This window comes from Afipia sp. 1NLS2 (genome assembly GCF_000178995.1).
Taxonomy (GTDB): Bacteria; Pseudomonadota; Alphaproteobacteria; order Rhizobiales; family Xanthobacteraceae; genus Afipia.
In genome coordinates this window covers 183,830-206,089 of the sequence record NZ_ADVZ01000001.1, presented here as the reverse complement: position 1 = coordinate 206,089, position 22,260 = coordinate 183,830, and the positions used below count along the sequence as shown (strand labels likewise).

Sequence of the window (22,260 nt, the reverse complement as noted above, 5' to 3'; positions counted from 1 at the left end):
CCTGTCATGAAAGAGCTGTTGATTGGTTTTGGTGTCCTCTGCGTCATCGAAGGCGTGACCTTCGCGGCGTTCCCTCAGGCGATGCGCCGCGCGATGGAGGCGGCCCTCGAGCATTCCGAGAACCTGCTGCGCATAACGGGACTTTCGGTCGCAGTGGCGGGACTGCTGTTGATCTGGTTCATACGCTACGGCATGTGAGCCGGGCGCCGGTATTTCCGCCTTATTCGCCGCGTTGATACGCTTGCGGATCAAGGAGGCCGGGCGCAGTCTCGGCTCTAACGACATTTTCCGTTCCGGGAGAAGTTTTCGATGTTCCACGCCCCTGTGCGATTGAGCCGCCTGCTTCCGCTTGCCGTCGCGGGTGGTTTTCTCATGATGGCGGCGAGCGCCCCTCAGCCTGCGTTCGCGCGGGGTCCTGACAGCATTGCGGACGTCGCGGAGAAGGTGATCGACGCCGTGGTGAATATCTCCACGTCGCAGACCGTCAACGGCCGGGACGAGAAGGGCGAGGAAGCGACACCCCAGAAGGAGGGCCGCAACAAGGCCAATCCGAAACTGCCGCCGGATTCTCCCTTCAACGAATTCTTCGACGATTTCTTCAAGAACCGTCGCGCCGACAGGGGCCAGCATAAGGTCAATTCGCTCGGCTCCGGCTTCATCATCGACGCCAGCGGCATTGTCGTGACCAACAACCATGTCATCGCGGATGCCGACGAGATCAATGTCATTCTCAATGACGGCACCAAGATCAAGGCGGAGCTTGTCGGTCGCGACAAGAAGAGCGACCTCGCCGTGCTGAAATTCCAGCCGCCGGAGAAGAAGCTGACGGCGGTGAAGTTCGGTAATTCCGATAAGCTGCGGCTCGGCGAATGGGTGATCGCCATCGGCAACCCGTTCAGCTTAGGGGGTACGGTGACGGCGGGTATCGTCTCGGCGCGCAACCGTGACATCAACTCTGGCCCTTACGACAACTACATCCAGACCGACGCCGCCATCAATCGCGGCAATTCGGGTGGTCCGCTGTTCAACCTCGATGGCGAAGTGATCGGCGTGAACACCGCGATCATCTCGCCGTCGGGCGGCTCGATCGGTATCGGCTTCGCGGTGCCCTCGAACACAGTGGTCGGCATCGTCAACCAGTTGCGGCAGTACAAGGAAGTGCGGCGCGGCTGGCTCGGCGTGCGCATCCAGCAGGTCACCGACGAGATCGCCGATAGCCTCGGCGTCAAGCCGCCGCGCGGCGCGCTGGTTGCGGGCGTCGACGACAAGGGGCCTGCCAAGCCTGCGGGCATCGAGGCCGGCGATGTCATCACATCCTTCGACGGAAAGACGATCCGCGAGATGAAGGATCTCCCGCGCGCGGTGGCCGATACGCCGGTCGGCAAGACCGTCGATGTCGTGCTGATCCGCAAGGGCAAGGAAGAAACACATAAGGTGACGCTTGGCCGTCTCGACGATGGCGACAAGCCGGTCGAGGCTTCGCTGAAGACGCCAGCGCCGGAGCCGGACAAGACGGTGACGCAGAAGGCGCTCGGGCTCGATCTTGCGGCGATCTCCAAGGACCTGCGCACGCGCTATAAGATCAAGGATAAGGTCAAGGGCGTGGTCATTGTCGGCGTCGACCGCAATTCGGATGCGGCCGAGCGGCGGCTTTCTGCGGGCGATGTGATTGTCGAGGTCGCGCAGGAAGCGGTGAATTCGCCCGCCGACGTCAAGAAGCGCATTGACCAGCTCAAGAAGGACGGCAAGAAGTCGATCCTGCTTCTAGTGTCGAACACCGAAGGCGAACTGCGCTTCGTGGCAATCGCGGTAAATTAAGGCGTTCAATATAAAAAGCGTCGTCCCCGCATAGGCGGGGACCCGTATTTTTGTGTCAGCTTTATTTGAAGGGCTGGGTTTCCGCCTTCGCGGGAACGACAACTATTCGGTTACAAACTCACTGCGCTTGTAACCCTGCGCGTAGAGCAGCGCGGTGAGATCGCCATGATCAATCCGCGCGGCCGCTGCTGCCGCGACCGCAGGCTTGGCGTGATAGGCGACGCCGAGGCCCGCTTTTTCGATCATCGCGAGATCGTTGGCGCCGTCGCCGATGACGAGCGTGTCGATATCGTCCTGTTCAAATGTTTCCAAGAGATCGACCAGCGTGGCGAGTTTCGCCGCGCGGCCGAGAATCGGCTCCTGTACGCGGCCCGCGAGCTTGCCATCTTCGACAATGAGGGTGTTGGCGCGGTTTTCCTGAAAGCCGATCGCAGCAGCGACGCGCTCGCTGAACAGCGTGAAGCCGCCCGAGACGAGACAGGTGTGTGCGCCGTTCGCGCGCATGGTTTTCACGAGCGCGGGGCCGCCCGGCGTCAGCGTGATGTGCTTGGTGAACACCTCGTCGACGATGCTCACCGGCAGACCCTTGAGCAGCGCGACGCGCTCGCGCAATGCGGGCTCGAATTCGATTTCGCCGCGCATCGCGCGTTCGGTGATCGCCGCAACGTGGTCTTTCAGGTTTGCGAATGCCGCGAGTTCGTCGATGCATTCCTGACCGATCATGGTGGAGTCCATGTCGGCGAGCAGCAGCTTCTTGCGGCGTGCGATGCGCGGCTGCACGACGATGTCGACCGGGATTCTCTGCAACGCGTCGCGCAGCCGGTCGGCGATGGCGTGCGGCGGCTCTTCGCTTGCGAACGGGATGTCGGCGGCGATCCCGGCATCGAGCCATTCGGCGAGCGAGGATGATGGCAATATCGCGCGCGCGGCCTCAAGGACCGTGCTATCGAGCGATGGCTGCGCGGGGTTGCAGATCAGAGTGGCGACGAGGGACATGAATTCGGGCCGGAATAGTGTGAAGGCGGTGCTTATCGCAGGGCCGACCGCCAGCGGCAAGTCGGCGTTGGCGCTCGATTTGGCCGAGGCCGCACACGGTACCGTCATCAATACGGATTCGATGCAGGTCTATCGCGACCTGCGGGTGCTCACGGCGCGGCCCACGGTGGACGAGGAGGCGCGTGTTCCGCACCGGCTCTATGGCCATGTCGATGCTGCGGTGAATTATTCGGCGGGCGCGTGGGTCAATGATGCGGCGGCGGTTTTGGCGGAGACACAGGCGAATGGAAGGCTACCGATTTTCATCGGCGGCACGGGCCTTTACTTCAAGGCGCTGACACGGGGGCTCTCCAACGTGCCGCCGGTGCCGGATGCCGTTCGTGAAGCGATCCGCCAACGGCTCGAACAGAATGGTCCCGAAGCCCTGTACGAGGAACTCGGAAAGCGTGATCCGGAGGCGGCGGGACGGCTGAAGCCGCGCGATCGTGTCCGCATCGCCCGCGCGCTGGAAGTGGTGGAGGCCACCGGTCGGCCGCTGGCGGAATGGCATGCGCATGGCCTGCCGCCGCTGTTGCCGCCACAGGGGGTGGTGGCGCTGTTTCTCGCGCCGGATCGCAAGGTGGTCTACGAACAAATCGACCGCCGCTTTGAATCGATGATGGATCGCGGCGCGCTGGAGGAGGCGCGGGCGCTCGGCAGCCGCGGACTCGATCCGCTGTTGCCCGCGATGAAGGCGCATGGCGTGCCGGCGCTGATCCGCCATCTCGCGGGCGAGCTGTCGCGGGAGGAGGCCATCGCCATCGGCCAGATCGACACCCGCCACTATGCCAAGCGCCAGTTCACCTGGTTCAGGCATCAGTTGCCGGAGTTCGAGTGGGTCGCGCCCGATGCCGCGCAGGCGTGGCTGGAGACCAGACTGGGACTTTCGATCAGCAGGACCGTTTCCGTTTGAAAGGCTCCCATGCGCTTTTCGGCATTCTGCCGCCGTCGGATTGGCGGCTATAGTGCGCTGCGAGGCAGCCTTGACATCTCTCCGAAGAGGTCTATAAGGCGCGCAACCTTTGGAAATAGAAATCGACTTATGCGCAATAAAATTACAAGTTTGCTTATTGTCGTAGTCGTACCTGGGCGCATCGCCGGGGGGAGCTGACGCGACCCAAGACAGGCGGTGTGCACAGGGTCCTCTCGGGGGCCTTTTTTATTACCTGCGTGATCCAAGACGGCGCCATGAGGCGCAGCGGAGCGAAAGATGAGCGAGACGAAGAAAACTGAATCCCGGCAGATGACCGGCGCGGCAATGGTCGTGCAGGCGCTGAAGGATCACAGCATTCAGCACATTTTCGGTTATCCGGGCGGTGCGGTGCTGCCGATCTATGACGAGATTTTCCAGCAGGACGCCGTCCAGCACATCCTCGTTCGCCACGAGCAAGGCGCGGGCCACGCGGCCGAAGGCTATGCGCGCTCCACCGGCAAGCCGGGCGTGGCGCTTGTCACGTCGGGGCCGGGCGCGACCAACATGGTGACGGCGCTGACCGACGCGCTGATGGATTCGATCCCGCTGGTCTGCATCACCGGGCAGGTGCCGACGCACCTGATCGGCAATGATGCGTTCCAGGAGTGCGACACGGTCGGCATCACGCGGCCCTGCACCAAGCACAATTGGCTGGTGCGCGACGTCAACGATCTCGCCAAAATCCTGCACGAGGCATTCTATGTCGCGACCACGGGCCGCCCCGGTCCGGTCGTCGTCGACATTCCGAAGGACGTGCAGTTCGCGACCGGCACCTATCATCCGCCGCGCAAGAACGATGTCCATGTGTCCTATACGCCGCGGGTGAAGGGCGATGCCGCACAGATCCGCAAGGCGGTGGCGCTGCTGGCCTCCGCCAAGCGGCCGGTGATCTATTCCGGCGGCGGTGTCATCAACTCCGGCCTTGAAGCGACGCGCCTGCTGCGCGAACTGGTCGGCACGACCAATTTCCCGATCACCTCGACGCTGATGGGTCTCGGCGCGTATCCCGCGTCGGGCAAGAACTGGCTCGGCATGCTCGGCATGCACGGCACCTACGAAGCCAACATGGCGATGCACGATTGCGACGTCATGCTGTGCGTCGGCGCGCGCTTCGACGACCGCGTCACCGGGCGGCCGGATGCGTTCTCGCCGAACTCGAAGAAGATTCACATCGACATCGACCCGTCGTCGATCAACAAGAACATCCGCGTCGATGTGCCGATCATCGGCGACGTCGCCAACGTGCTGGCGGACTTGCTGGAAGGCCTCAAGGCCGAGAGCAAGCGGCCTGATCTGAAGCCGTGGTGGGCGCAGATCGCAAAGTGGCGCGCGCGCAATTCACTGGCGTTCAAGAAGAGCGACGATGTGATCCTGCCGCAATACGCGATCCAGCGCCTGTTCGAGGCGACCAAGAACCGCGACACCTACATCACCACGGAGGTCGGCCAGCATCAGATGTGGGCCGCGCAGTTCTACGGCTTCGAGCAGCCCAACCGCTGGATGACGTCCGGCGGCCTCGGCACCATGGGTTACGGCTTCCCGTCCGCCATCGGCGTTCAGGTCGCGCATCCGAAGAGCCTCGTCATCGACATCGCGGGCGATGCTTCGATCCAGATGATGCTGCAGGAGTTGTCGACGGCGGTTCAGTTCGATCTGCCGGTGAAGATTTTCATCCTCAACAACCAGTACATGGGCATGGTGCGCCAGTGGCAGCAGTTGTTGCACGGCAACCGCCTGTCGCATTCCTATTCCGAAGCCTTGCCTGATTTCGTCAAGCTTGCGGAAGCCTATGGCGGTGTCGGCATGCAGGTGGTGAAGCCCGGCGATCTCGACGGCGCGATCGAGGAGATGATCAAGGTTCGGAAGCCGGTGATCTTCGATTGCCGCGTCGCGGCGCTGGAAAACTGCTTCCCGATGATTCCGTCGGGTAAGGCGCATAACGAAATGCTTCTGCCCGCGGAAGCCAACGATGAAACGACTGCGGCGGCCTTCGCCGGCGGCAAGGCTCTGGTTTAAACGGCACTGGTGTAATGGCGATGGACAAGCAGACGAACGAACAGCCCGCTTCCGCCTACTTCATGGAAGAGCGGCACGATCCCAACGAAACGCATACGCTCTCCGTGCTGGTGCAGAACGAGCCGGGCGTGCTGGCGCGCGTGATCGGCCTGTTCTCGGGACGCGGTTACAACATCGAAAGCCTGACGGTGTCGGAAACCGAGCAGCACAAGCACATGTCGCGCATCACCATCGTCACCACCGGCACGCCGATGGTGATCCAGCAGATCAAGCACCAGCTTGACCGGATGATTCCGGTCTTTCGCGTCGTGGACATGACGCTGACCGGCCGCTCCATCGAGCGCGAACTGGCGATGGTCAAGGTGAAGGGCACGGGCGATGCCCGCGTCGAGGCGCTGCGGCTCGCGGATGCGTTTCGGGCCCGCGTGATCGACGCCACCACCGAGAGTTTCGTGTTCGAAATTACCGGCGCCAGCGAAAAGATCAGCCAGTTCGTGGCGTTGATGGCGCCGCTCGGCCTCGTCGAGGTGGCGCGCACGGGCGTGGCCGCCATCGCCCGCGGTCCGGACGGCATGTGAGGGCCCGCTCCGCGCTAAAACCCGATTTTACTTCCCATCAAAATGCATTAGACAACCCGGGAATTTCGAGGGCCGTCCGGTCCTGAAGGGCCCGTTTCGGGCCTGAAAGCCCCACATCCACAAGGAAAGCACCATGCGAGTTTATTACGATCGCGACGCCGATTTGAACCTCATCAAGGGCAAGAAGGTCTGCATCATCGGCTACGGCAGCCAGGGCCATGCCCACGCGCTGAACCTGAAGGATTCCGGCGTCAAGGACGTCGCGATCGCGCTGCGCAAGGGCTCGGCCTCCGCGAAGAAGGCGGAAGGCGCCGGCTTCAAGGTGATGGACGTTGCCGAAGCCGCGAAGTGGGCCGACGTCATGATGATGCTGACGCCCGACGAACTGCAGGCCGACATCTACCGCGAGCATCTGCACGACAACATGAAGAAGGGCGCTGCGCTCCTGTTCGCCCACGGCCTCAACGTCCACTTCAACCTGATCGAGCCGCGCGAAGATCTCGATGTGCTGATGGTGGCGCCGAAGGGTCCCGGCCACACCGTGCGCGGCGAATATCAGCGTGGCGGCGGCGTGCCGTGCCTGATCGCGATCCACAAGGACTCCTCGGGCAACGCTCACGACCTCGGCCTGTCCTATGCCTCCGCCATCGGCGGCGGCCGTGCGGGCATCATCGAGACGTCGTTCCGCGAAGAAACCGAGACCGACTTGTTCGGTGAGCAGGCCGTGCTCTGCGGCGGTACCGTCGAACTGATCCGCGCCGGCTTCGAGACGCTGGTGGAAGCCGGCTACGCGCCGGAGATGGCGTATTTCGAATGCCTGCACGAGCTGAAGCTGATCGTCGACCTGATCTATGAAGGCGGCATCGCCAACATGAACTACTCGATCTCGAATACCGCCGAATATGGCGAGTACCGGTCGGGTCCGCGCGTCATCACTCCCGAGACCAAGAAGGAGATGAAGCGCATTCTCGATGACATTCAGTCCGGCCGCTTCGCGCGTGACTGGATGCTCGAGAACAAGGTCAACCAGCCTTCGTTCAAGGCGACCCGCGCGCACAACAACGCGCACCAGATCGAGGAAGTCGGCGCGCGCCTGCGCGACATGATGCCCTGGATCAAGAAGGGCGCTCTGGTCGACAAGGCCAAGAACTAAGAGCCTCAAGTTTATTCCATAAACTCAATGTGAGCGCGCGGTGGCTTGATCGGCTGCCGCGCGTTTCGCATTTTTCCTCCCGACATAAAAATAGGGGAGGTTGGACATGACTGGTTTCAGGTTCGCCGGATCTTGCGCGGTGGCGGGCGTGCTGCTTCTGGGCGCGACGGTCGCATCGTTTGCCGATCCTCTGGTTCTGACGTCGTCGAATTTCACGGATGGCGGAAAGCTGCCGGTGAAACATGCCGGTGCCCTCAAGACGAACCCGAATTGCGTCGGCGAAAACGTGTCGCCGGCTCTCGCGTGGACCGATCCACCGGAAGGCACAAAGAGTTTCGCTTTTGTGGTCTATGATCCCGACGGCGGCAGAGGACTTGGCGTCTATCATTGGGTCGCCTACGGCATCGCGCCTGATCGCCGCAGTTTCGCGGAAGGCGAGGTCGGCCAGCCATCGGACAAGTTTGTCGGCGGCAAGAATACGGCGGGGTTGAATTTCTATCTTGGCCCATGCCCGCCTGCGAACACCGGGCTGCATCATTACAATTTCAGCCTGATTGCGACCGACCTTGAGCCGAACGCTCTTGAGTCCGGACTCACGCGCGACGAACTGGTGGCGAAGCTCAAAGGCCATACCAAGGGTGTCGGCACCATCGTCGCGTTGTTTAGCCGCTAGCGCGCGCATATCCGGCGCTGCTCGCATGGCAGGAAAGCAGCGCTGGCGAACCCATCCGCGGTCCTGTAGCGTTGACCCGCGTGAAGGGAGAGTGCGATGGCTAAGAAGAACGGCAAAGCGTCCCGCGGCGAGGTCAATCTCTCACGTTATGTCGATCCGTTCAGGGTCGATGGTTCGCGAGAATTTCATTTAAAATTTCACAAGACTGACGAAAAGGGCGGACTCGACAAGGACACGGCCAAGGATCTGCTCGATGCGAGCCGCCTGAGGCTTCGCGCGTTGCAGGAGACGTTGTACGCACATGACCGCTGGTCTCTGCTTTTGATCTTTCAGGGCATGGATGCGGCCGGAAAAGACAGTGCCATCGAACATGTGATGTCGGGCGTCAATCCGCAGGGCTGTCAGGTGTTTTCCTTCAAGCAGCCGTCCACGAAGGAACTCGATCACGACTTCATGTGGCGAAGCATGATCGCGCTGCCGGAGCGCGGGCGCATCGGCATCTTCAACCGTTCCTACTATGAGGAAATGCTCGTCGTCCGCGTTCATCCCGAGATTCTGGCGCAGGAGAAAATTCCGCAACGTCTCGTCACCAAGAACGTCTGGCAGGAACGGTTCGAGGACGTGTCCAATATCGAGCGTTATCTCACGCGCAACGGCACGGTGGTCCTGAAGTTCTTCCTTCACGTCTCGAAGGAGGAACAGCGCAAGCGCTTTCTGGAACGTCTCGATGAGCCTTCAAAGAACTGGAAGTTCTCACTGGCTGACGTCAAGGAACGGGCCTTGTGGGACCGGTATTACGCCGCCTATCAGGAGGTCCTGCGTCACACCTCCTCATCCTATGCGCCGTGGTATGTGGTGCCGGCGGACCACAAATGGTTCTCGCGCCTCGTCATCAGTTCTACGATCGTCTCGACGCTCGAAAAGCTCGGCCTGTCTTATCCGACCAAGTCAGAAGCCTCGCCGTCGGAATTGAAGAAGGCGCAGGTTGCGCTGGAAAAGGAAGGGCCGCCACGCCGCAAGGCCGTTTCCACGAAGCGAACTGCCAAGGCCGTTTCAAAGGTTGTCCCGAGGCCGCCCTTGCCGAAGGAGATCGCCGACACCGTGGGTGGCGCCAAGCCAGCGGCATCAAATGGACAGCGTTCCTGACGTTTATTTGGCGTTGCGGTAGCGGTCAAATCGTCTAAAACAAACAGCGGATGGCGGTTTCAACCAAGCCTCAACGGTTTGGGCGGAGGATGTTGCCACCGGAAGCAATCAAGGCGATCGATGTCGAGCGGAATGACCTACGCAGCACAGGGAAGGGCGGTTTTGGCCGCCGGTTTCACCGTGCGCCCGGCTGCCGCTCTGAAGGTCCGCGCCTCGCTTCTTGGCGGGCTCCTGCTTCTTATCCGCCCCTGAGGGCCGTCTGGGCATGCAGCCTGGGCACTCAGGGGACCGTGAAGAAGCCTCGAACCCCCAATTGCGCCTGTCCGGTTTGACCAGAACGGCGCCCCTGACCAAAGGAATAATTTCATGACCAGCCCCACCACGTCCGGCAAGGACCGCGTCGTCATTTTCGACACCACCTTGCGCGACGGCGAGCAATGCCCCGGCGCCACCATGACCCATGAGGAGAAGCTGGAGGTCGCCGAAATGCTCGACGCCATGGGCGTCGACATCATCGAGGCCGGCTTCCCGATCGCCTCTGTCGGCGATTTCGAGGCGGTCGCCGACATCGCGCGGCAGACCAAGAACGCGGTGATCGCGGGTCTCGCTCGCGCCATCCCCGCCGATATCGCCCGCGCGGGTGAAGCCGTGCGCCATGCCAAGCGTGGCCGCATCCATACCTTCGTCTCGACCTCGCCGATCCATCTGGCGCACCAGATGCGCAAGAGTGAAGAAGACGTGCTCGACATCATCACCGCGACGGTGACGCAGGCGCGCAATCTGGTGGACGACGTCGAGTGGTCGGCGATGGATTCGACCCGCACGCCGATCGAGTATCTGTGCCGCTGCGTCGAAACCGCGATCAAGGCGGGCGCGACCACGATCAATCTGCCCGACACGGTGGGCTATGCGGTGCCGGAAGAATATCGCCGCATGTTCAAGACCATCCGCGAGCGGGTGCCGAACGCGGACAAGGCGGTGTTCTCGGTGCATTGCCATGACGATCTGGGGCTCGCGGTCGCGAACTCGCTGGCGGGCGTCGAAGGCGGCGCGCGGCAGATCGAGTGCACCATCAACGGTATCGGCGAGCGGGCGGGCAACGCCGCGCTGGAAGAAGTCGTGATGGCGATCAAGACCCGCGGCGACGTGATGCCGTATTGGTGCGATGTGGAATCCACCGCGTTGACTCGCGCCTCGAAGGTGGTGTCGGCGGCGACCTCGTTCCCGGTGCAGTACAACAAGGCCATCGTCGGCCGGAACGCCTTCGCGCATGAGAGCGGCATCCATCAGGATGGCGTTTTGAAGAATGCGCAGACCTACGAGATCATGACACCCGAGAGCGTCGGCGTGAAGCAGACCTCGCTGGTGATGGGCAAGCACTCCGGCCGCCATGCCTTCCAGCACAAGCTGAAGGAACTGGGCTACGAACTGGCGGACAATCAGTTGCAGGATGCCTTCGTGCGCTTCAAGGCGCTCGCCGATCGCAAGAAGGACATCTACGACGAGGACATCGAGGCGCTGGTCGATCAGGAACTGGCGCAGTCGCATGATCGGCTGCGTCTGGTGTCGCTGACGGTGATCGCGGGCACCAACGGCCCGCAACGCGCCACCATGAAGGTCGAGGTCGAAGGCAAGGTGCAGATCGACGAGGCCGAGGGCAATGGTCCGGTGGACGCGGTGTTCAATGCCGTCAAGGCGCTGGTGCCGCACGAGGCCAAGCTGGAACTGTATCAGGTCCACGCCGTGACGGCCGGTACCGATGCGCAGGCCGAGGTTTCGGTGCGGCTGTCCCAGGATGGCCGTTCGGTCACGGCGCGCAGTTCCGATCCTGATACGCTGGTTGCTTCGGCGAAGGCTTATCTCAGCGCGCTCAACAAAATTATATCGCGCCGGCAGCGTGAGGTACCGGCGGCTGCGGCAAGCTGACACACCTTTATTCGCGGATGCAAAAAAGCGGCGCCCTGCGCCGCTTTTTTATTTTCTAAATTGTGTCGTATTCCTGCGAAGGATCAATAGGCTTGACCGGCATTATCTGTAATGGTCGGTTGCGATCCGCTATCAAAAAAAGCTGTCAAGATTTCTATGGGCCTGGGAGGTAGTACGTCTATGAGGAAAATCGTTATCGCCGCAGCTTCGCTTGCCGCTGCTTTCATGGTCGGACCGGTCAATGCGCAGACGCCGCCGATCGTCATCAAGTTCAGCCATGTCGTTGCCCCGGAAACGCCGAAGGGCAAGGGCGCCGAGAAGTTCAAGGAACTCGCTGAAAAATACACCAACGGCAAGGTCAAGGTCGAAGTCTATCCGAACTCGCAGCTCTACAAGGACAAGGAAGAAGTCGAGGCGCTGCAGCTTGGCGCAGTGCAGATGCTTGCGCCTTCGCTGGCGAAGTTCGGCCCGCTCGGCGTCAAGGAATTCGAGGTTTTCGACATTCCCTACATCATGCCGGACAAGGCGGCGCTCAATCGCGTCACGCATGGCGAGGTCGGCAAGAAGCTGCTCGCGAAGCTCGAACCCAAGGGCATCAAGGGATTGGCCTTCTGGGACAACGGTTTCAAGATCATGAGCGCCAACAAGCCGCTGCATAAGCCGGAAGATTTCCGCGGCCTGAAGATGCGCATCCAGTCTTCGAAGGTGCTCGAAGCGCAGATGCGCGCGCTGGGTTCGATCCCGCAGGTGATGGCTTTCTCGGAAGTCTATCAGGCTCTGCAGACCGGCGTTGTCGACGGTACCGAAAATCCGCCGTCCAATATGTACACCCAGAAGATGAACGAGGTGCAGAAGCACGCCACGCTCTCGAACCACGGCTATCTCGGTTACGCCGTGATCGTGAACAAGAAGTTCTGGGACGGGCTGCCGGCGGATGTGCGTGGTCAGCTCGAAAAGGCGATGGCGGATGCCACCACCTATGCCAATGACATCGCCCAGAAGGAAAACGACGATGCGCTGGCGGCAATGCAGAAGGCCGGTACCACCACCTTCTACAAATTGACGCCGGAAGAAACGGCCGCCTGGCGCAAGGCGCTCGATCCGGTTGCGGACGAAGTTGGCAGCCGTGTCGGCAAGGAGCTGATCGCCGAGTTCCGCAAGGAAGCGGCCGCATCCGGCAAATGATGTGAAAAGCCTAACGGCCCGGCGGTAAGCCGGGCCGTTTACGGCTTGCCAGCAAGCGATAAATCATATCGTGCTATGGCTGACCGGCGAAAGGCCGGATCGATAACCGGTACCGGGGGGCTGCCGTGGGGTTGTTCTTGAGAGTCCTCGATCGACTCGAGGAAATTCTGATTACCTTCCTGATCGGGGCGGCCACCGTGATCATTTTTATCGCGGTCGTGCATCGCTACGGCTCGGGCGTCTCGTTTCTCTATCCGTATCTGCATCAAATCCACATGTCCTGGGCGCAGGAACTGTGCATCTTCATGTTCGTGTGGATGGCGAAGTTCGGTGCCGCCTACGGTGTGCGCACCGGCATTCACGTCGGCGTCGACGTGCTGGTTCTCAAACTGCCGCCGAAATCGCGCAAGGCCACGATCCTGTTCGGACTGCTGTGCGGCGCGTTATTCACGGGGGTTGTCGGCACCATGGGCGCGAAATTCGTCTATGGCCTCAGCCTGACCGACCAGACCACGCCGGATCTCGAATGGCCGAGCTGGATCGTCTATCTGTGCGTTCCGCTCGGCTCCTATCTGATGTGCTTCCGGTTTCTGCAGGTCGCCTTTGGCTACTGGCGGACCGATGAGTTGCCGCACCACGATCATTCGCATGTCGAGGGAATCGAAGTCGATAATGCAATTGGCCCAACGCCGGAGGGCCAGCGATGAGTACGCTTTTCATTTTCCTTCTTCTCATCGCCCTGATGCTGACCGGCATGCCGATTTCGATCGCGCTCGGCCTCACCGTGCTGACGTTCCTGTTCGTCATGACGACGGTGCCGATCGAGTCGGTGGCGCTGAAGCTGTTCACGGGTATCGAGAATTTCGAGATCATGGCGATCCCGTTCTTCATTCTCGCGGGTAATTTCCTCACACATGGCGGCGTCGCCAGACGCATGATCAAGTTCGCGACCTCGATGGTCGGCCATTGGTACGGTGGCCTCGGGCTTGCGGGCGTTATGGCGTGCGCGCTGTTCGCGGCGATCTCCGGCTCGTCGCCGGCGACCGTGATCGCGATCGGTTCGATCCTGCTGCCGGCGATGGTGGAGCAGGGCTACCCGAAGCGGTTCGGTGCAGGCGTCATCACGACCTCGGGCGCGCTCGGCATCCTGATCCCGCCTTCGATCGTGATGGTGATCTATTCGGTCGCCACCGGCGGTAGCGTCGCTCTCGGGCCGAACGGAGAACGCGTGCTGTCGGCGTCTGTCGGGCAATTGTTCATGGCGGGCGTCATTCCGGGCATCATGCTGGCAACCTTGCTCGGCGTGACGACATTCTATCGTGCCTGGAAGAACGACTACCCGCGGCTTCCCCGCGCGGATTGGGCCGAACGCATCAAGACCTTCCGCGAATGCATCTGGGGCCTCCTGCTGATCATCATCGTGCTGGGCGGCATCTATGCGGGCTGGTTCACGCCGACCGAAGCGGCGGCGATGAGCGCGGTCTATGCGTTCTTCATTGCGGTGTTCGTCTACAAGGACATGACGCTGAAGGATGTGCCGCGCGTACTGCTCGGCTCCGCCAATATGAGCGCGATGATCCTCTACATCATCACCAACGCGGTGCTGTTCTCATTCCTGATGACGAGCGAGCAGATTCCGCAGCAATTGACGTCATGGATCATCGGCAACGGCGTGAACTGGGTGACGTTCCTGATCTTCGTCAACGTGCTGTTGCTGGTTGCGGGCAACGTCATGGAGGCAAGCTCCATCGTGCTCATCACCGCGCCGCTGCTATTCCCGATTGCCGTGAAGCTCGGCATCCATCCGGTCCATCTCGGCATCCTGATGGTGGTGAACATGGAAGTGGGCATGTGCCACCCGCCGGTCGGCCTCAACCTCTACGTCGCTTCGGGCATCGCCAAGATGGGCATCACCGAACTGACCATCGCGGTCTGGCCGTGGCTGATGACGATGCTGATGTTCCTGCTGGCGGTGACGTTCATTCCGGAAATCTCGCTGTGGCTGCCACGCATGCTCGGGATGCTCTAGAGAGCGGACAGGGGCTGCCGAGGGTCCGAATCGTGAAAGCCGCCGGTTTCGGCGGTTTTTGCGTTCAGGGGGAAGGCCTGCCGTGGCGGTGGCAGGTCATCCACAGTCCACGCCGGAGGCCATGATTTTACGAACAAAATCATGCCCGCCTTTGCTGGACATCAGGGGATGCCTTTGCTAAACGACGGCCTCTTCCACGGACATTTAATCCGGTCGGAGCCGGGCGATTAGCTCAGTTGGTAGAGCAGCTGACTCTTAATCAGCGGGTCGTAGGTTCGAGCCCTACATCGCCCACCAAATCATCACTTCTTTCAAGTAGTTAGGATGAATCCGGCTGGCCGGAACAAGGCTTTTTGCCTGAAACTCGGCGTGCGCGGACGCATGCGAATAGGGCGTATTCGAACCCTCGCGGCATTTAATCCGCATTTAACTAAAACCCGCATTTAATGGGTCATCGGCACGTCGCGGGGGAATCCCGGTAAATACGGGGTTGCCGTCATGACAAATCCGCAATTGAATGGCCTATCGGCATGTGTGCACCACATGCACGAAGGGGGCCCGGGGGACGTAGTGCATACCACGAGGCAGATGAAGTCACGCCCACGCAGGCCGGTACCTCCGCGCGCGCCTGAGCGCGAGGTGCGTGCCCGTAAGGCGATCCGGCAGACTTTCGTTGGCGGCATCCTGCTGGCCGGCGGCGGTCTGTCCTGCCTCTGGATTCTGAACGCGAGTCTCGGCAAAGCGGCCCTCCCGGCCCAACCGATACCTCCGTTCGATCTCGCGACTACCGTTCCCGCCCCGACCGCCTTTCCAAAACAATACGCCGCCTTGCTGGATGCCACCTCGCCACTTGGTCCGGCGACGTCTTTCAACCGTCCGATCGCGTTTGAAGAGCGCTGGTCGGGAGTAGCTTTCGAGGACCGCTGGGCAGCGGTCACACCTGAACCCGCTCCGAAGCAGGCCAAGGTCGATGTGGCCGCCACCGCGTCTGTGACACCGCCTGACGATGTCGCACAGGAGACCGCGGAAGCCGTTCCGCTGCCGTTGCCGCGTCCGTCCGTCGAGGTCGCCAAGAACGGCCCCTCACGCCAGGATGCGGCGCAGGAAAACAAGGACGTTGCGCTCGCCGAGCCGGCCAAGCAGCCGTCGATCTTCGAGCGACTGTTCGGCAAGCTGCGCCCGGCCAACACCACGCTGGCCTATGCCTCCCCGGATGGCGGCATCTTCAGCAACGGCACGAGCCGCATCGGCGGCCGCTACGATCCCCATACCGCCGTCTATGACATTTCGGCGCGCACCGTTTACATGCCGGACGGCACCAAGCTTGAAGCGCATTCCGGTCTCGGCAGCCGCCTCGACGATCCGCGTTATGTCAACGAGCGCATGCGCGGCGCCACGCCACCCGCGACCTATGAACTGAAGTTGCGCGAATCCCTGTTCCACGGCGTCGAGGCGATCCGCCTGACTCCGGTGGACAGCACCGTCTACGGCCGCACCGGGCTTCTGGCGCACACTTACATGCTGGGGCCGAACGGCGACTCCAACGGATGCGTGTCGTTCAAGAACTACAACGCCTTCCTTCAGGCCTATAAGAAGCAGCAAGTGAAGAAGCTCGTCGTGGTTGCCCACCTCGACACCTAAGACGGCCGACCTCCCCCTTTTGTGATCTTATAATACGCGTTGCAGGCCACGCACGCGATGCGAGGTCTTGCCAATGCTGGCCGATCTGCGCCATGCACGGACGCGATATATTGCACCGGCCAGCACTCGCTGCTGCCTTACCGAAGGTATGACGGCTGAATGGAATTCGATTCTCCGCGCGATATTTTGCGCCATCGGCCATTTCAGTTTTTCTTCGTGACGCGGAGCTTTTCCCGCTTCGCAACCCAGATTTCGACCGTCGCGATCGGGTGGCAGATCTACGATCTGACCGGCAGCGCGCTTTACCTCGGCCTTGCCGGGCTCACGCAATTCCTGCCGACCGCGATTCTGGTGTTTTTGGCGGGCCATGTTGCCGACCGTTACGACCGCCGCCGGGTGCTCCAGGCCTGCCAGAGTGTGGAAGGGCTGACAGCCGTGGCGCTGGCGCTCGGCAACTTCCTCGGCATTCTCACCGTGCCATGGATCTTTGCGGCACTTGCGGTTCTCGGCACCGCGACGGCGTTCGAAAGCCCGGCGACGGCCGCGATCCTGCCTGCCGTGGCGCCGCCCGGCCGGTTGCAGCAGGCAACTGCATTGTCGACGGCGGGCAACCAGATGGCGACCATCGTCGGCCCGGCGCTCGGCGGCTTCGTCTACGCCATCTCGCCCGGTGTGCCTTATGCACTCATGACCGTGCTGTGGTTTGTCGCCTCGGTCATGACGCGGGCGATTCACTTCGAGCGACCGGCGGTGCCGAAGGAGATGCCGACGCTTGGTGCGCTGTTCGGTGGGGTACGGTTCGTGCGCGACAACCCGACCATCCTCGGCGTGATTTCACTCGATCTGTTCGCGGTGCTGTTTGGTGGTGCCACGGCGCTGCTGCCGATCTATGCGCGCGACATTCTGCAAACCGGGCCGTGGGGTCTCGGCCTGTTGCGGGCAGGGCCTGCGGTCGGTGCTCTGGCGATGACGGTCGTTCTCGCGCATCTGTCGCTCAATCGCCGCGTGGGTCTGCGAATGTTTCAGGCGGTGATCGCGTTCGGGGGTGCGACCATCATCTTCGCTCTGTCGACAAACATCTGGCTGTCGCTGCTGGCGCTGGCGGCGATGGGTGCGGTCGATACCGTCAGCGTGGTCATCCGTTTCTCGCTGGTGCAGTTGTCGACGCCCGACGACATGCGCGGTCGGGTCGGTGCGGTGAACTACCTATTTGTCAATGCCTCGAACCAGCTCGGCGAATTCGAGAGCGGCGTGGTGGCGGCCTGGCTCGGCGCGGTCCCCGCGGCGCTGCTCGGCGGTATCGCCACGATCCTGATCGCGCTGACGTGGATGCGGCTGTTTCCGGCCTTGCGCAAGGTCGAGCGATTGGAATGAAGTCGTCTTGACCCTTTGCGGCGGCGGCTGAACAATCCCCCGCAAATCGATCAGGAGCCGCGATGCCGGGTTTTACGTTTCAATCGACCAAATCGCTCTTGATGGAGCCGGGCGCGTCCGCGCGCATCGGTGAGCTTGTTAAGGCGCTTGGTTGTCGTTCGGTGCTGCTCGTCACCGACCCCGGCGTGATGAAAGCAGGATTGCTGCAGGCCGGATTAAAGGGGCTCGGACAAGCAGGCGTCGCCGTCACGGTCTTTTCCGAGGTCGAGGCCGATCCGCCGGTGCATGTCATCGCGCGCGCCGTCGCGATGGCGCGCGCGGCGAAGGCCGATGGCGTCGTCGCCATTGGCGGCGGCAGTTCGATGGACGTGGCGAAGCTCGTGGCGCTGCTCGCGCATGGCGACGAGAAGCTCGCGGATATCTACGGAGTCGGCATGGTGAAGGGCAAACGCCTGCCTCTGGTGCTGGCGCCGACCACGGCGGGCACCGGATCGGAAGTCACGCCGATCTCGATCGTCACCACGGGTGAGAACGAGAAGAAGGGCGTTGTCTCTCCGGTGCTGTTGCCGGACTGGGCGGTGCTCGATGCCGAACTGACGCTCGGTCTGCCCGCGCATGTCACCGCCGCGACCGGCATCGACGCGATGGTTCACGCCATCGAGGCTTATACCAGCAAGCGGCTGAAGAACCCGATGTCGGATGCCTTGGCGCGTGAAGCGCTGCGGCTGCTCGGCGGCAATATCCGCATCGTTTGCCGTGACGGCGCGAACATCGAGGCACGGCACAACATGCTGTTCGGCTCGATGCTTGCGGGCATGGCGTTTGCCAATGCGCCGGTCGCCGCCGTTCATGCGCTGGCCTATCCGGTTGGTGCGCGCTTCCATGTCGCGCATGGCCTGTCCAATTCGCTGGTGCTGCCGCAGGTGCTGCAATTCAATGCACCGGCCGCCGAGGGGCATTATGCCGAGATCGCCGACATTCTCATGCCGGGCAAAGGCAATGATGCGGCCTCATTGGTCGAATGGCTCGCGGAACTGCCTGTCGCGCTTGGTCTGCCGACACGGCTGCGCGATGTCGGCATTAGGGAAACCGATCTCGATGCGCTGGCCGAAGACGCGATGAAGCAGACGCGGCTCCTGATCAACAATCCGCGCGAGATGACGCAGGCCGCTGCGCTTGGCATCTATCGTGCGGCGTTGTGATGTGGCAAGGATTGCGCCGTTCCCGGCGTGAGACGTGATGGATACAGTTGTCCTGCAATTCGGCGATGACGAGACGCCCGCGCATGCGGCGGCGGGCGATGGGGTGCCGTCGCTTGAAGGTGTCGCCAACCTCGGGCTTGCGTTCTTCGATGTCGCCCGCGCGCGCGGCGATCATCCGGCCATCGTCACGGAGAAGGCCACCTTCACCTATGGCTGGCTGCTGCGCGCCGCCGAGAGCGTGCGCCGCTATTTGTGCAGCCGTCCCGATCATGCGCCCGGCGCGCGCGTCGCGCTGAAGCTTGCGAACTCGCCGGAGTACGTCGCGGCCTATTACGGTACGCTGCTTGCGGATGGCGTGGTGGTGCCGCTGCCGGTGGCGCTGGAGCCGATGAGGCTCAAGCAGATCGAGGACGCCTGCCGCCCCGACATTCTGATCGTCGCGAAGAATTTCGCGACTGAGACGGCTGACACGGTGACGCTGATCGCGGAATCCGCCGTGGATGTTCGACGCCCAACACCCACACGCGGCCGTGACGAGCTGGCGATGCTGCTGTTCACCTCGGGCTCCACAGGTCTGCCGAAAGGCGTGATGCTCAGTCACGGCAATCTTCTCTCCAACGCGCGTTCGATTTTGCACGACCTGCCGATCACGGCGGACGAGCGTGCGCTGGTGCTGCTGCCGTTCTGCCATGCGTTCGGCAATTCGATTTTGCAGACACACATGCTGGCAGGCGCGACCATGGTGTTCGCGGGTGCGCTGATGTTTCCGGCAACGATCCCGCAGGCCATCGCCAAGTTCGATGCCACGAGTTTTTCAGCGGTGCCGGAAGTCTATGGCATGCTGATGAAGTATGGCCGCCTCGGCGAACAGAAGATGCCGAGCCTGCGCTACATGTCGGTCGCGGGCGGTGGGTTGCGCCACGATCTGTCGATGCAAATGGCGGAGCTGATCGCGCCCGCCGCGTTCTACGTGATGTACGGCCAGTCGGAGGCAGCCGCCCGGCTCGCGGTGCTGCCGCCGGATCAGTTGAAAGTTCGCGAAGGCTCAATTGGCCGCGCGCTGTCGGGTGTCGAGCTTGCGGTTCTCGATGAATCGAACCGGGCCTTGCCGCAGGGCGAGGCCGGGATGCTCTGTGCGCGCGGGCCCAACGTCATGCTCGGCTACTGGCAGGATGAGGCCGCGAGCGCGGAGGCATTGAGCGGCGGCTGGTTGCGCACGGGCGATCTCGCTCGCGCCGATGCGGATGGCTATTTCTATATCGAGGGCCGCGCGAACCTCTTGGTGAAGGTGCAGGGCTATCGCGTTCATCCCGCTGAAATCGAGAGCGTGGTGGAGGTGGCGTTTCCGGGCGTCCGCGCCGTGGCGGTACCGATGCTTCATGCCGGGGAAACCCGTTTTGCGCTGTTCGTGGCGCCGCAGGGCGTGGCGGCGGTCGATCTCGCCAATCTCCGTGCAGCCTGCCAGCGTGAATTGCCGTCCTATAAAATTCCCGTGCATGTCGAGATTCTGGACGAGCTTCCTTTGACATCGGGTTACAAGGTGGACCGGGCGGCTCTCGCCGGGCGGCTGCCCGCTGGCTGAGACCGTACTTTTCCCTGAAATTGGGCTATGAGAGGCGTCGCGCAACCGCGCGGATGGTGAGTGGAGATCGAGTGAAGATGATGCCGGAGCGGACACAGGTCGAGGCCGATATTCTGAAGTTCGTGGCGTCGCGCTGCCCGAACCATCCCGGCCTCGCGCTCGATACCGACCTGCTGGAGGAGGGGCTTCTGGATTCGCTGCTCCTGATCGACGTGATTTTTCAAATCGAGGAGCGGTACGGCATCAAGCTCGGCGGTGAACATGTTGGCCCTGTGCATTTCCGTTCGCCCGCAGCGATCGTCGATCTGGTGATGAGCCAGAGCGCGGCGGCGCAGGCGTGAGGGTCGCACACCGATGAAATGGCCTCTCGTCAGCCGCCCGCTGCCGAACGCGGAAATCCCGCTCTACAACCGCTATTACCTCCACGCACCGAAGGCGAGCCATGTCGATCCGGTGATCGTGATGGGCACCGAATTCGAGGCGGATGCGCTGCTGGCGTTTCTTCAGGAGAAAAATCGCAAGGGTGGCATCATCCTCACCACCGCCCACGCGCTGATCCGTGCGACCGGCCTTGCACTCGCGCAATTCCCCGAGATGAATACCCGCGTCGTCGGACGCCGTGTCTACCGCTTTCGCGATATCGGCATTCGCATGGCGTTTTTCCATCGCAAGGCCAACGAAATCGATCTGCTGCTGGTGACATCGCCGGATAAAAAAAGCGTCGAGGACATCGCCGGGGAAGTCTGGCGGCGCTTGCTGGAGGCCGCGCGCGGCAACGGCGGCCGCGACCGCGATCTGGCGCGGATGCGCAAGGTGCCTGCGTTCTGGTTTCGGCAGATGATGCGCTTCTACGGTTTCCTCGACCGCCATTTCCACCTGCCTGCTGTCAGCCGTCTCGATGAGCTGCGCGGCGGCAGCGCCATGGTGAACGACCTCTCGCATGCGGGTTCGCCGCCGATGCGCAGCTACAAGCCGAGCCGTTTTGCCGATGGCAGCGACTCGATCAATCTGACATTGGGGCCGGCGGAAACGAAACTGGTGATGCGTGACGGCGCGCCGGTTGAAATCCGCGTGATGCCGCTGTTCATGCGTGCCGACCACCGGCTTGCGGACGCCTATCAGATCGGGCGCTTTCTCGCCGCCATGCGCGAGACGCTGCAAAATCCCGAACGGCTGGCGGTCACTTCCACCGGTCAGTAGATGCCCGGCACCACGCGCGCGGTACGCTGCATGTAGGCGCGGTATTCGTCGCCGAAGGTGTCGATCATCATCTGCTCCTCGCGGCCGACGCGCATGAAGAACAGGATGCCGAAGCCTATGAGGCCAGCCGGACCTGCGATCCAATTCGGCAGCAGGAACGCCTGCGCCAGCGCCCACAGCCAGAATGCCGCGTACATCGGGTGGCGAACGCGGTTGTAGACGCCCCCGGTGACGAGCCGGTGCTGTTCGCGGACTTCGAGCGTGACCGACCAGTTGCGGCCGAGATCCTTGTGGGTGCGGTAGAACATCCACAGCGCGGCTGCGAAAATGCTACCGCCGATCACGACCTGAAGCGGGTGCAGCGGGTAGTCGGCGAAGCGGAAGGCGTGGCCGAACACGTAGAGCGCGGGCAGGATGCCAAGCCCGGTGGTCGAGGCGCTGAGCAGCAGTTTTTCGCGCAACCCCGAAGCCTGGCGGGCTTTCGGCGTGCGCTTCGAGCGGCGATCATGCGGCAGGCGGATGATGAACCACCCGACCACGCCGATGGCCCAGATAATCTTGCTCGCCAGAAGAAGCACGGCCGTCCTGTTCTACCCAAAAGGTATCAAATGAAACGGGGGCTCTATCCCATACTCCGGCGCTGAAAGCCACCCGCAGGGCGTTACCGGATCGTCGCAAAGCCCAGTCGATTCGGTTCCCAAGTGAGAGAATTATGCAACACGCATGGCG

At 62.2% G+C, this 22,260-nt stretch carries 20 protein-coding genes and 1 tRNA gene; 19 read left to right on the top strand and 2 right to left on the bottom strand.

The genetic code is table 11. From position 1 onward, the window contains the following. Positions 1–6 precede the first annotated feature (6 nt). Positions 7–198, top strand: a complete 192-nt coding sequence (locus tag AFIDRAFT_RS01030; RefSeq protein WP_009337085.1) for a DUF2065 domain-containing protein — start codon at positions 7–9, stop codon at positions 196–198. Positions 199–309: 111 nt separating this feature from the next. Then, entirely contained in the window at positions 310–1,818 is a 1,509-nt protein-coding gene (locus AFIDRAFT_RS01025; RefSeq protein ID WP_009337084.1) for a DegQ family serine endoprotease, read from the top strand. A gap of 102 nt (positions 1,819–1,920) precedes the next feature. Here the strand turns inward: AFIDRAFT_RS01025 and serB are convergent, their stop codons facing one another. Then, a complete protein-coding gene (gene serB / locus AFIDRAFT_RS01020; RefSeq protein ID WP_009337083.1) occupies positions 1,921–2,814 on the bottom strand; it encodes a phosphoserine phosphatase SerB in 894 nt (297 codons plus the stop codon). Here serB and miaA point away from each other — a divergent pair. From miaA to AFIDRAFT_RS00935, 17 genes are all read left to right on the top strand, one after another. Further along, positions 2,813–3,766 (top strand): tRNA (adenosine(37)-N6)-dimethylallyltransferase MiaA, encoded by a 954-nt coding sequence (gene miaA, locus AFIDRAFT_RS01015; RefSeq protein WP_040297684.1) that lies wholly within the window; start codon positions 2,813–2,815, stop codon positions 3,764–3,766. The genes serB and miaA overlap by 2 nt on opposite strands. Before the next feature lie 297 nt (positions 3,767–4,063). After that, positions 4,064–5,842, top strand: coding sequence for an acetolactate synthase 3 large subunit (locus tag AFIDRAFT_RS01010; protein WP_009337081.1), 1,779 nt, complete (start codon positions 4,064–4,066; stop codon positions 5,840–5,842). A 20-nt stretch (positions 5,843–5,862) separates the two neighbouring features. Then, positions 5,863–6,420 (top strand): acetolactate synthase small subunit, encoded by a 558-nt coding sequence (gene ilvN, locus AFIDRAFT_RS01005; RefSeq protein WP_492950893.1) that lies wholly within the window; start codon positions 5,863–5,865, stop codon positions 6,418–6,420. Between the two features lie 133 nt (positions 6,421–6,553). Beyond that, positions 6,554–7,573 carry a ketol-acid reductoisomerase gene (ilvC, locus tag AFIDRAFT_RS01000; protein WP_009337079.1) on the top strand — a complete coding sequence of 340 codons (1,020 nt, stop codon included), beginning with the start codon at positions 6,554–6,556 and terminating at the stop codon, positions 7,571–7,573. Positions 7,574–7,679: 106 nt separating this feature from the next. Then, positions 7,680–8,246, top strand: a complete 567-nt coding sequence (locus tag AFIDRAFT_RS00995) for a YbhB/YbcL family Raf kinase inhibitor-like protein (RefSeq protein WP_009337078.1) — start codon at positions 7,680–7,682, stop codon at positions 8,244–8,246. Between the two features lie 96 nt (positions 8,247–8,342). Further along, positions 8,343–9,392 carry a polyphosphate kinase 2 family protein gene (locus AFIDRAFT_RS00990; RefSeq protein ID WP_009337077.1) on the top strand — a complete coding sequence of 350 codons (1,050 nt, stop codon included), beginning with the start codon at positions 8,343–8,345 and terminating at the stop codon, positions 9,390–9,392. 366 nt (positions 9,393–9,758) lie between these two features. Beyond that, positions 9,759–11,318, top strand: coding sequence for a 2-isopropylmalate synthase (locus AFIDRAFT_RS00985; protein ID WP_009337075.1), 1,560 nt, complete (start codon positions 9,759–9,761; stop codon positions 11,316–11,318). A gap of 180 nt (positions 11,319–11,498) precedes the next feature. Further along, entirely contained in the window at positions 11,499–12,503 is a 1,005-nt protein-coding gene (locus AFIDRAFT_RS00980) for a TRAP transporter substrate-binding protein (RefSeq protein ID WP_009337073.1), read from the top strand. 125 nt (positions 12,504–12,628) lie between these two features. Further along, positions 12,629–13,210 carry a TRAP transporter small permease gene (locus AFIDRAFT_RS00975; RefSeq protein ID WP_009337071.1) on the top strand — a complete coding sequence of 194 codons (582 nt, stop codon included), beginning with the start codon at positions 12,629–12,631 and terminating at the stop codon, positions 13,208–13,210. Beyond that, entirely contained in the window at positions 13,207–14,532 is a 1,326-nt protein-coding gene (locus tag AFIDRAFT_RS00970) for a TRAP transporter large permease (RefSeq protein ID WP_009337070.1), read from the top strand. Before AFIDRAFT_RS00975 ends, AFIDRAFT_RS00970 begins: the two co-directional genes overlap by 4 nt. A gap of 221 nt (positions 14,533–14,753) precedes the next feature. Beyond that, a tRNA-Lys gene (locus AFIDRAFT_RS00965) sits at positions 14,754–14,829 on the top strand. 291 nt (positions 14,830–15,120) lie between these two features. Then, positions 15,121–16,173: a DUF2778 domain-containing protein gene (locus AFIDRAFT_RS00960; RefSeq protein ID WP_040297681.1), complete on the top strand. Its 1,053-nt coding sequence runs from the start codon at positions 15,121–15,123 to the stop codon at positions 16,171–16,173. Positions 16,174–16,332: 159 nt separating this feature from the next. Beyond that, entirely contained in the window at positions 16,333–17,547 is a 1,215-nt protein-coding gene (locus tag AFIDRAFT_RS00955) for an MFS transporter (protein ID WP_009337068.1), read from the top strand. 62 nt (positions 17,548–17,609) lie between these two features. After that, positions 17,610–18,749: an iron-containing alcohol dehydrogenase gene (locus tag AFIDRAFT_RS00950; RefSeq protein WP_009337067.1), complete on the top strand. Its 1,140-nt coding sequence runs from the start codon at positions 17,610–17,612 to the stop codon at positions 18,747–18,749. Positions 18,750–18,786: 37 nt separating this feature from the next. Next, positions 18,787–20,331, top strand: coding sequence for a class I adenylate-forming enzyme family protein (locus AFIDRAFT_RS00945; protein WP_009337066.1), 1,545 nt, complete (start codon positions 18,787–18,789; stop codon positions 20,329–20,331). A gap of 77 nt (positions 20,332–20,408) precedes the next feature. Continuing rightward, entirely contained in the window at positions 20,409–20,672 is a 264-nt protein-coding gene (locus AFIDRAFT_RS00940; protein ID WP_009337065.1) for an acyl carrier protein, read from the top strand. Between the two features lie 13 nt (positions 20,673–20,685). After that, entirely contained in the window at positions 20,686–21,531 is an 846-nt protein-coding gene (locus AFIDRAFT_RS00935; protein WP_009337064.1) for a 2-oxo acid dehydrogenase subunit E2, read from the top strand. Here the strand turns inward: AFIDRAFT_RS00935 and AFIDRAFT_RS00930 are convergent. Next, a complete protein-coding gene (locus AFIDRAFT_RS00930; RefSeq protein ID WP_009337063.1) occupies positions 21,525–22,109 on the bottom strand; it encodes a protein-S-isoprenylcysteine O-methyltransferase in 585 nt (194 codons plus the stop codon). The two genes, AFIDRAFT_RS00935 and AFIDRAFT_RS00930, sit on opposite strands and share 7 nt — an antisense overlap. Between the last annotated feature and the right edge of the window lie 151 nt (positions 22,110–22,260).

Coding starts and splice junctions, on each gene's coding strand:
- AFIDRAFT_RS01030 (WP_009337085.1), top strand. CDS start 7: ATGAAAGAGCTGTTGATTGGTTTTGGTGTCCTCTGCGTCATCGAAGGC.
- AFIDRAFT_RS01025 (WP_009337084.1), top strand. CDS start 310: ATGTTCCACGCCCCTGTGCGATTGAGCCGCCTGCTTCCGCTTGCCGTC.
- miaA (WP_040297684.1), top strand. CDS start 2,813: ATGAATTCGGGCCGGAATAGTGTGAAGGCGGTGCTTATCGCAGGGCCG.
- serB (WP_009337083.1), bottom strand. CDS start 2,814: ATGTCCCTCGTCGCCACTCTGATCTGCAACCCCGCGCAGCCATCGCTC.
- AFIDRAFT_RS01010 (WP_009337081.1), top strand. CDS start 4,064: ATGAGCGAGACGAAGAAAACTGAATCCCGGCAGATGACCGGCGCGGCA.
- ilvN (WP_492950893.1), top strand. CDS start 5,863: ATGGACAAGCAGACGAACGAACAGCCCGCTTCCGCCTACTTCATGGAA.
- ilvC (WP_009337079.1), top strand. CDS start 6,554: ATGCGAGTTTATTACGATCGCGACGCCGATTTGAACCTCATCAAGGGC.
- AFIDRAFT_RS00995 (WP_009337078.1), top strand. CDS start 7,680: ATGACTGGTTTCAGGTTCGCCGGATCTTGCGCGGTGGCGGGCGTGCTG.
- AFIDRAFT_RS00990 (WP_009337077.1), top strand. CDS start 8,343: ATGGCTAAGAAGAACGGCAAAGCGTCCCGCGGCGAGGTCAATCTCTCA.
- AFIDRAFT_RS00985 (WP_009337075.1), top strand. CDS start 9,759: ATGACCAGCCCCACCACGTCCGGCAAGGACCGCGTCGTCATTTTCGAC.
- AFIDRAFT_RS00980 (WP_009337073.1), top strand. CDS start 11,499: ATGAGGAAAATCGTTATCGCCGCAGCTTCGCTTGCCGCTGCTTTCATG.
- AFIDRAFT_RS00970 (WP_009337070.1), top strand. CDS start 13,207: ATGAGTACGCTTTTCATTTTCCTTCTTCTCATCGCCCTGATGCTGACC.
- AFIDRAFT_RS00960 (WP_040297681.1), top strand. CDS start 15,121: ATGAAGTCACGCCCACGCAGGCCGGTACCTCCGCGCGCGCCTGAGCGC.
- AFIDRAFT_RS00955 (WP_009337068.1), top strand. CDS start 16,333: ATGGAATTCGATTCTCCGCGCGATATTTTGCGCCATCGGCCATTTCAG.
- AFIDRAFT_RS00950 (WP_009337067.1), top strand. CDS start 17,610: ATGCCGGGTTTTACGTTTCAATCGACCAAATCGCTCTTGATGGAGCCG.
- AFIDRAFT_RS00945 (WP_009337066.1), top strand. CDS start 18,787: ATGGATACAGTTGTCCTGCAATTCGGCGATGACGAGACGCCCGCGCAT.
- AFIDRAFT_RS00940 (WP_009337065.1), top strand. CDS start 20,409: ATGATGCCGGAGCGGACACAGGTCGAGGCCGATATTCTGAAGTTCGTG.
- AFIDRAFT_RS00935 (WP_009337064.1), top strand. CDS start 20,686: ATGAAATGGCCTCTCGTCAGCCGCCCGCTGCCGAACGCGGAAATCCCG.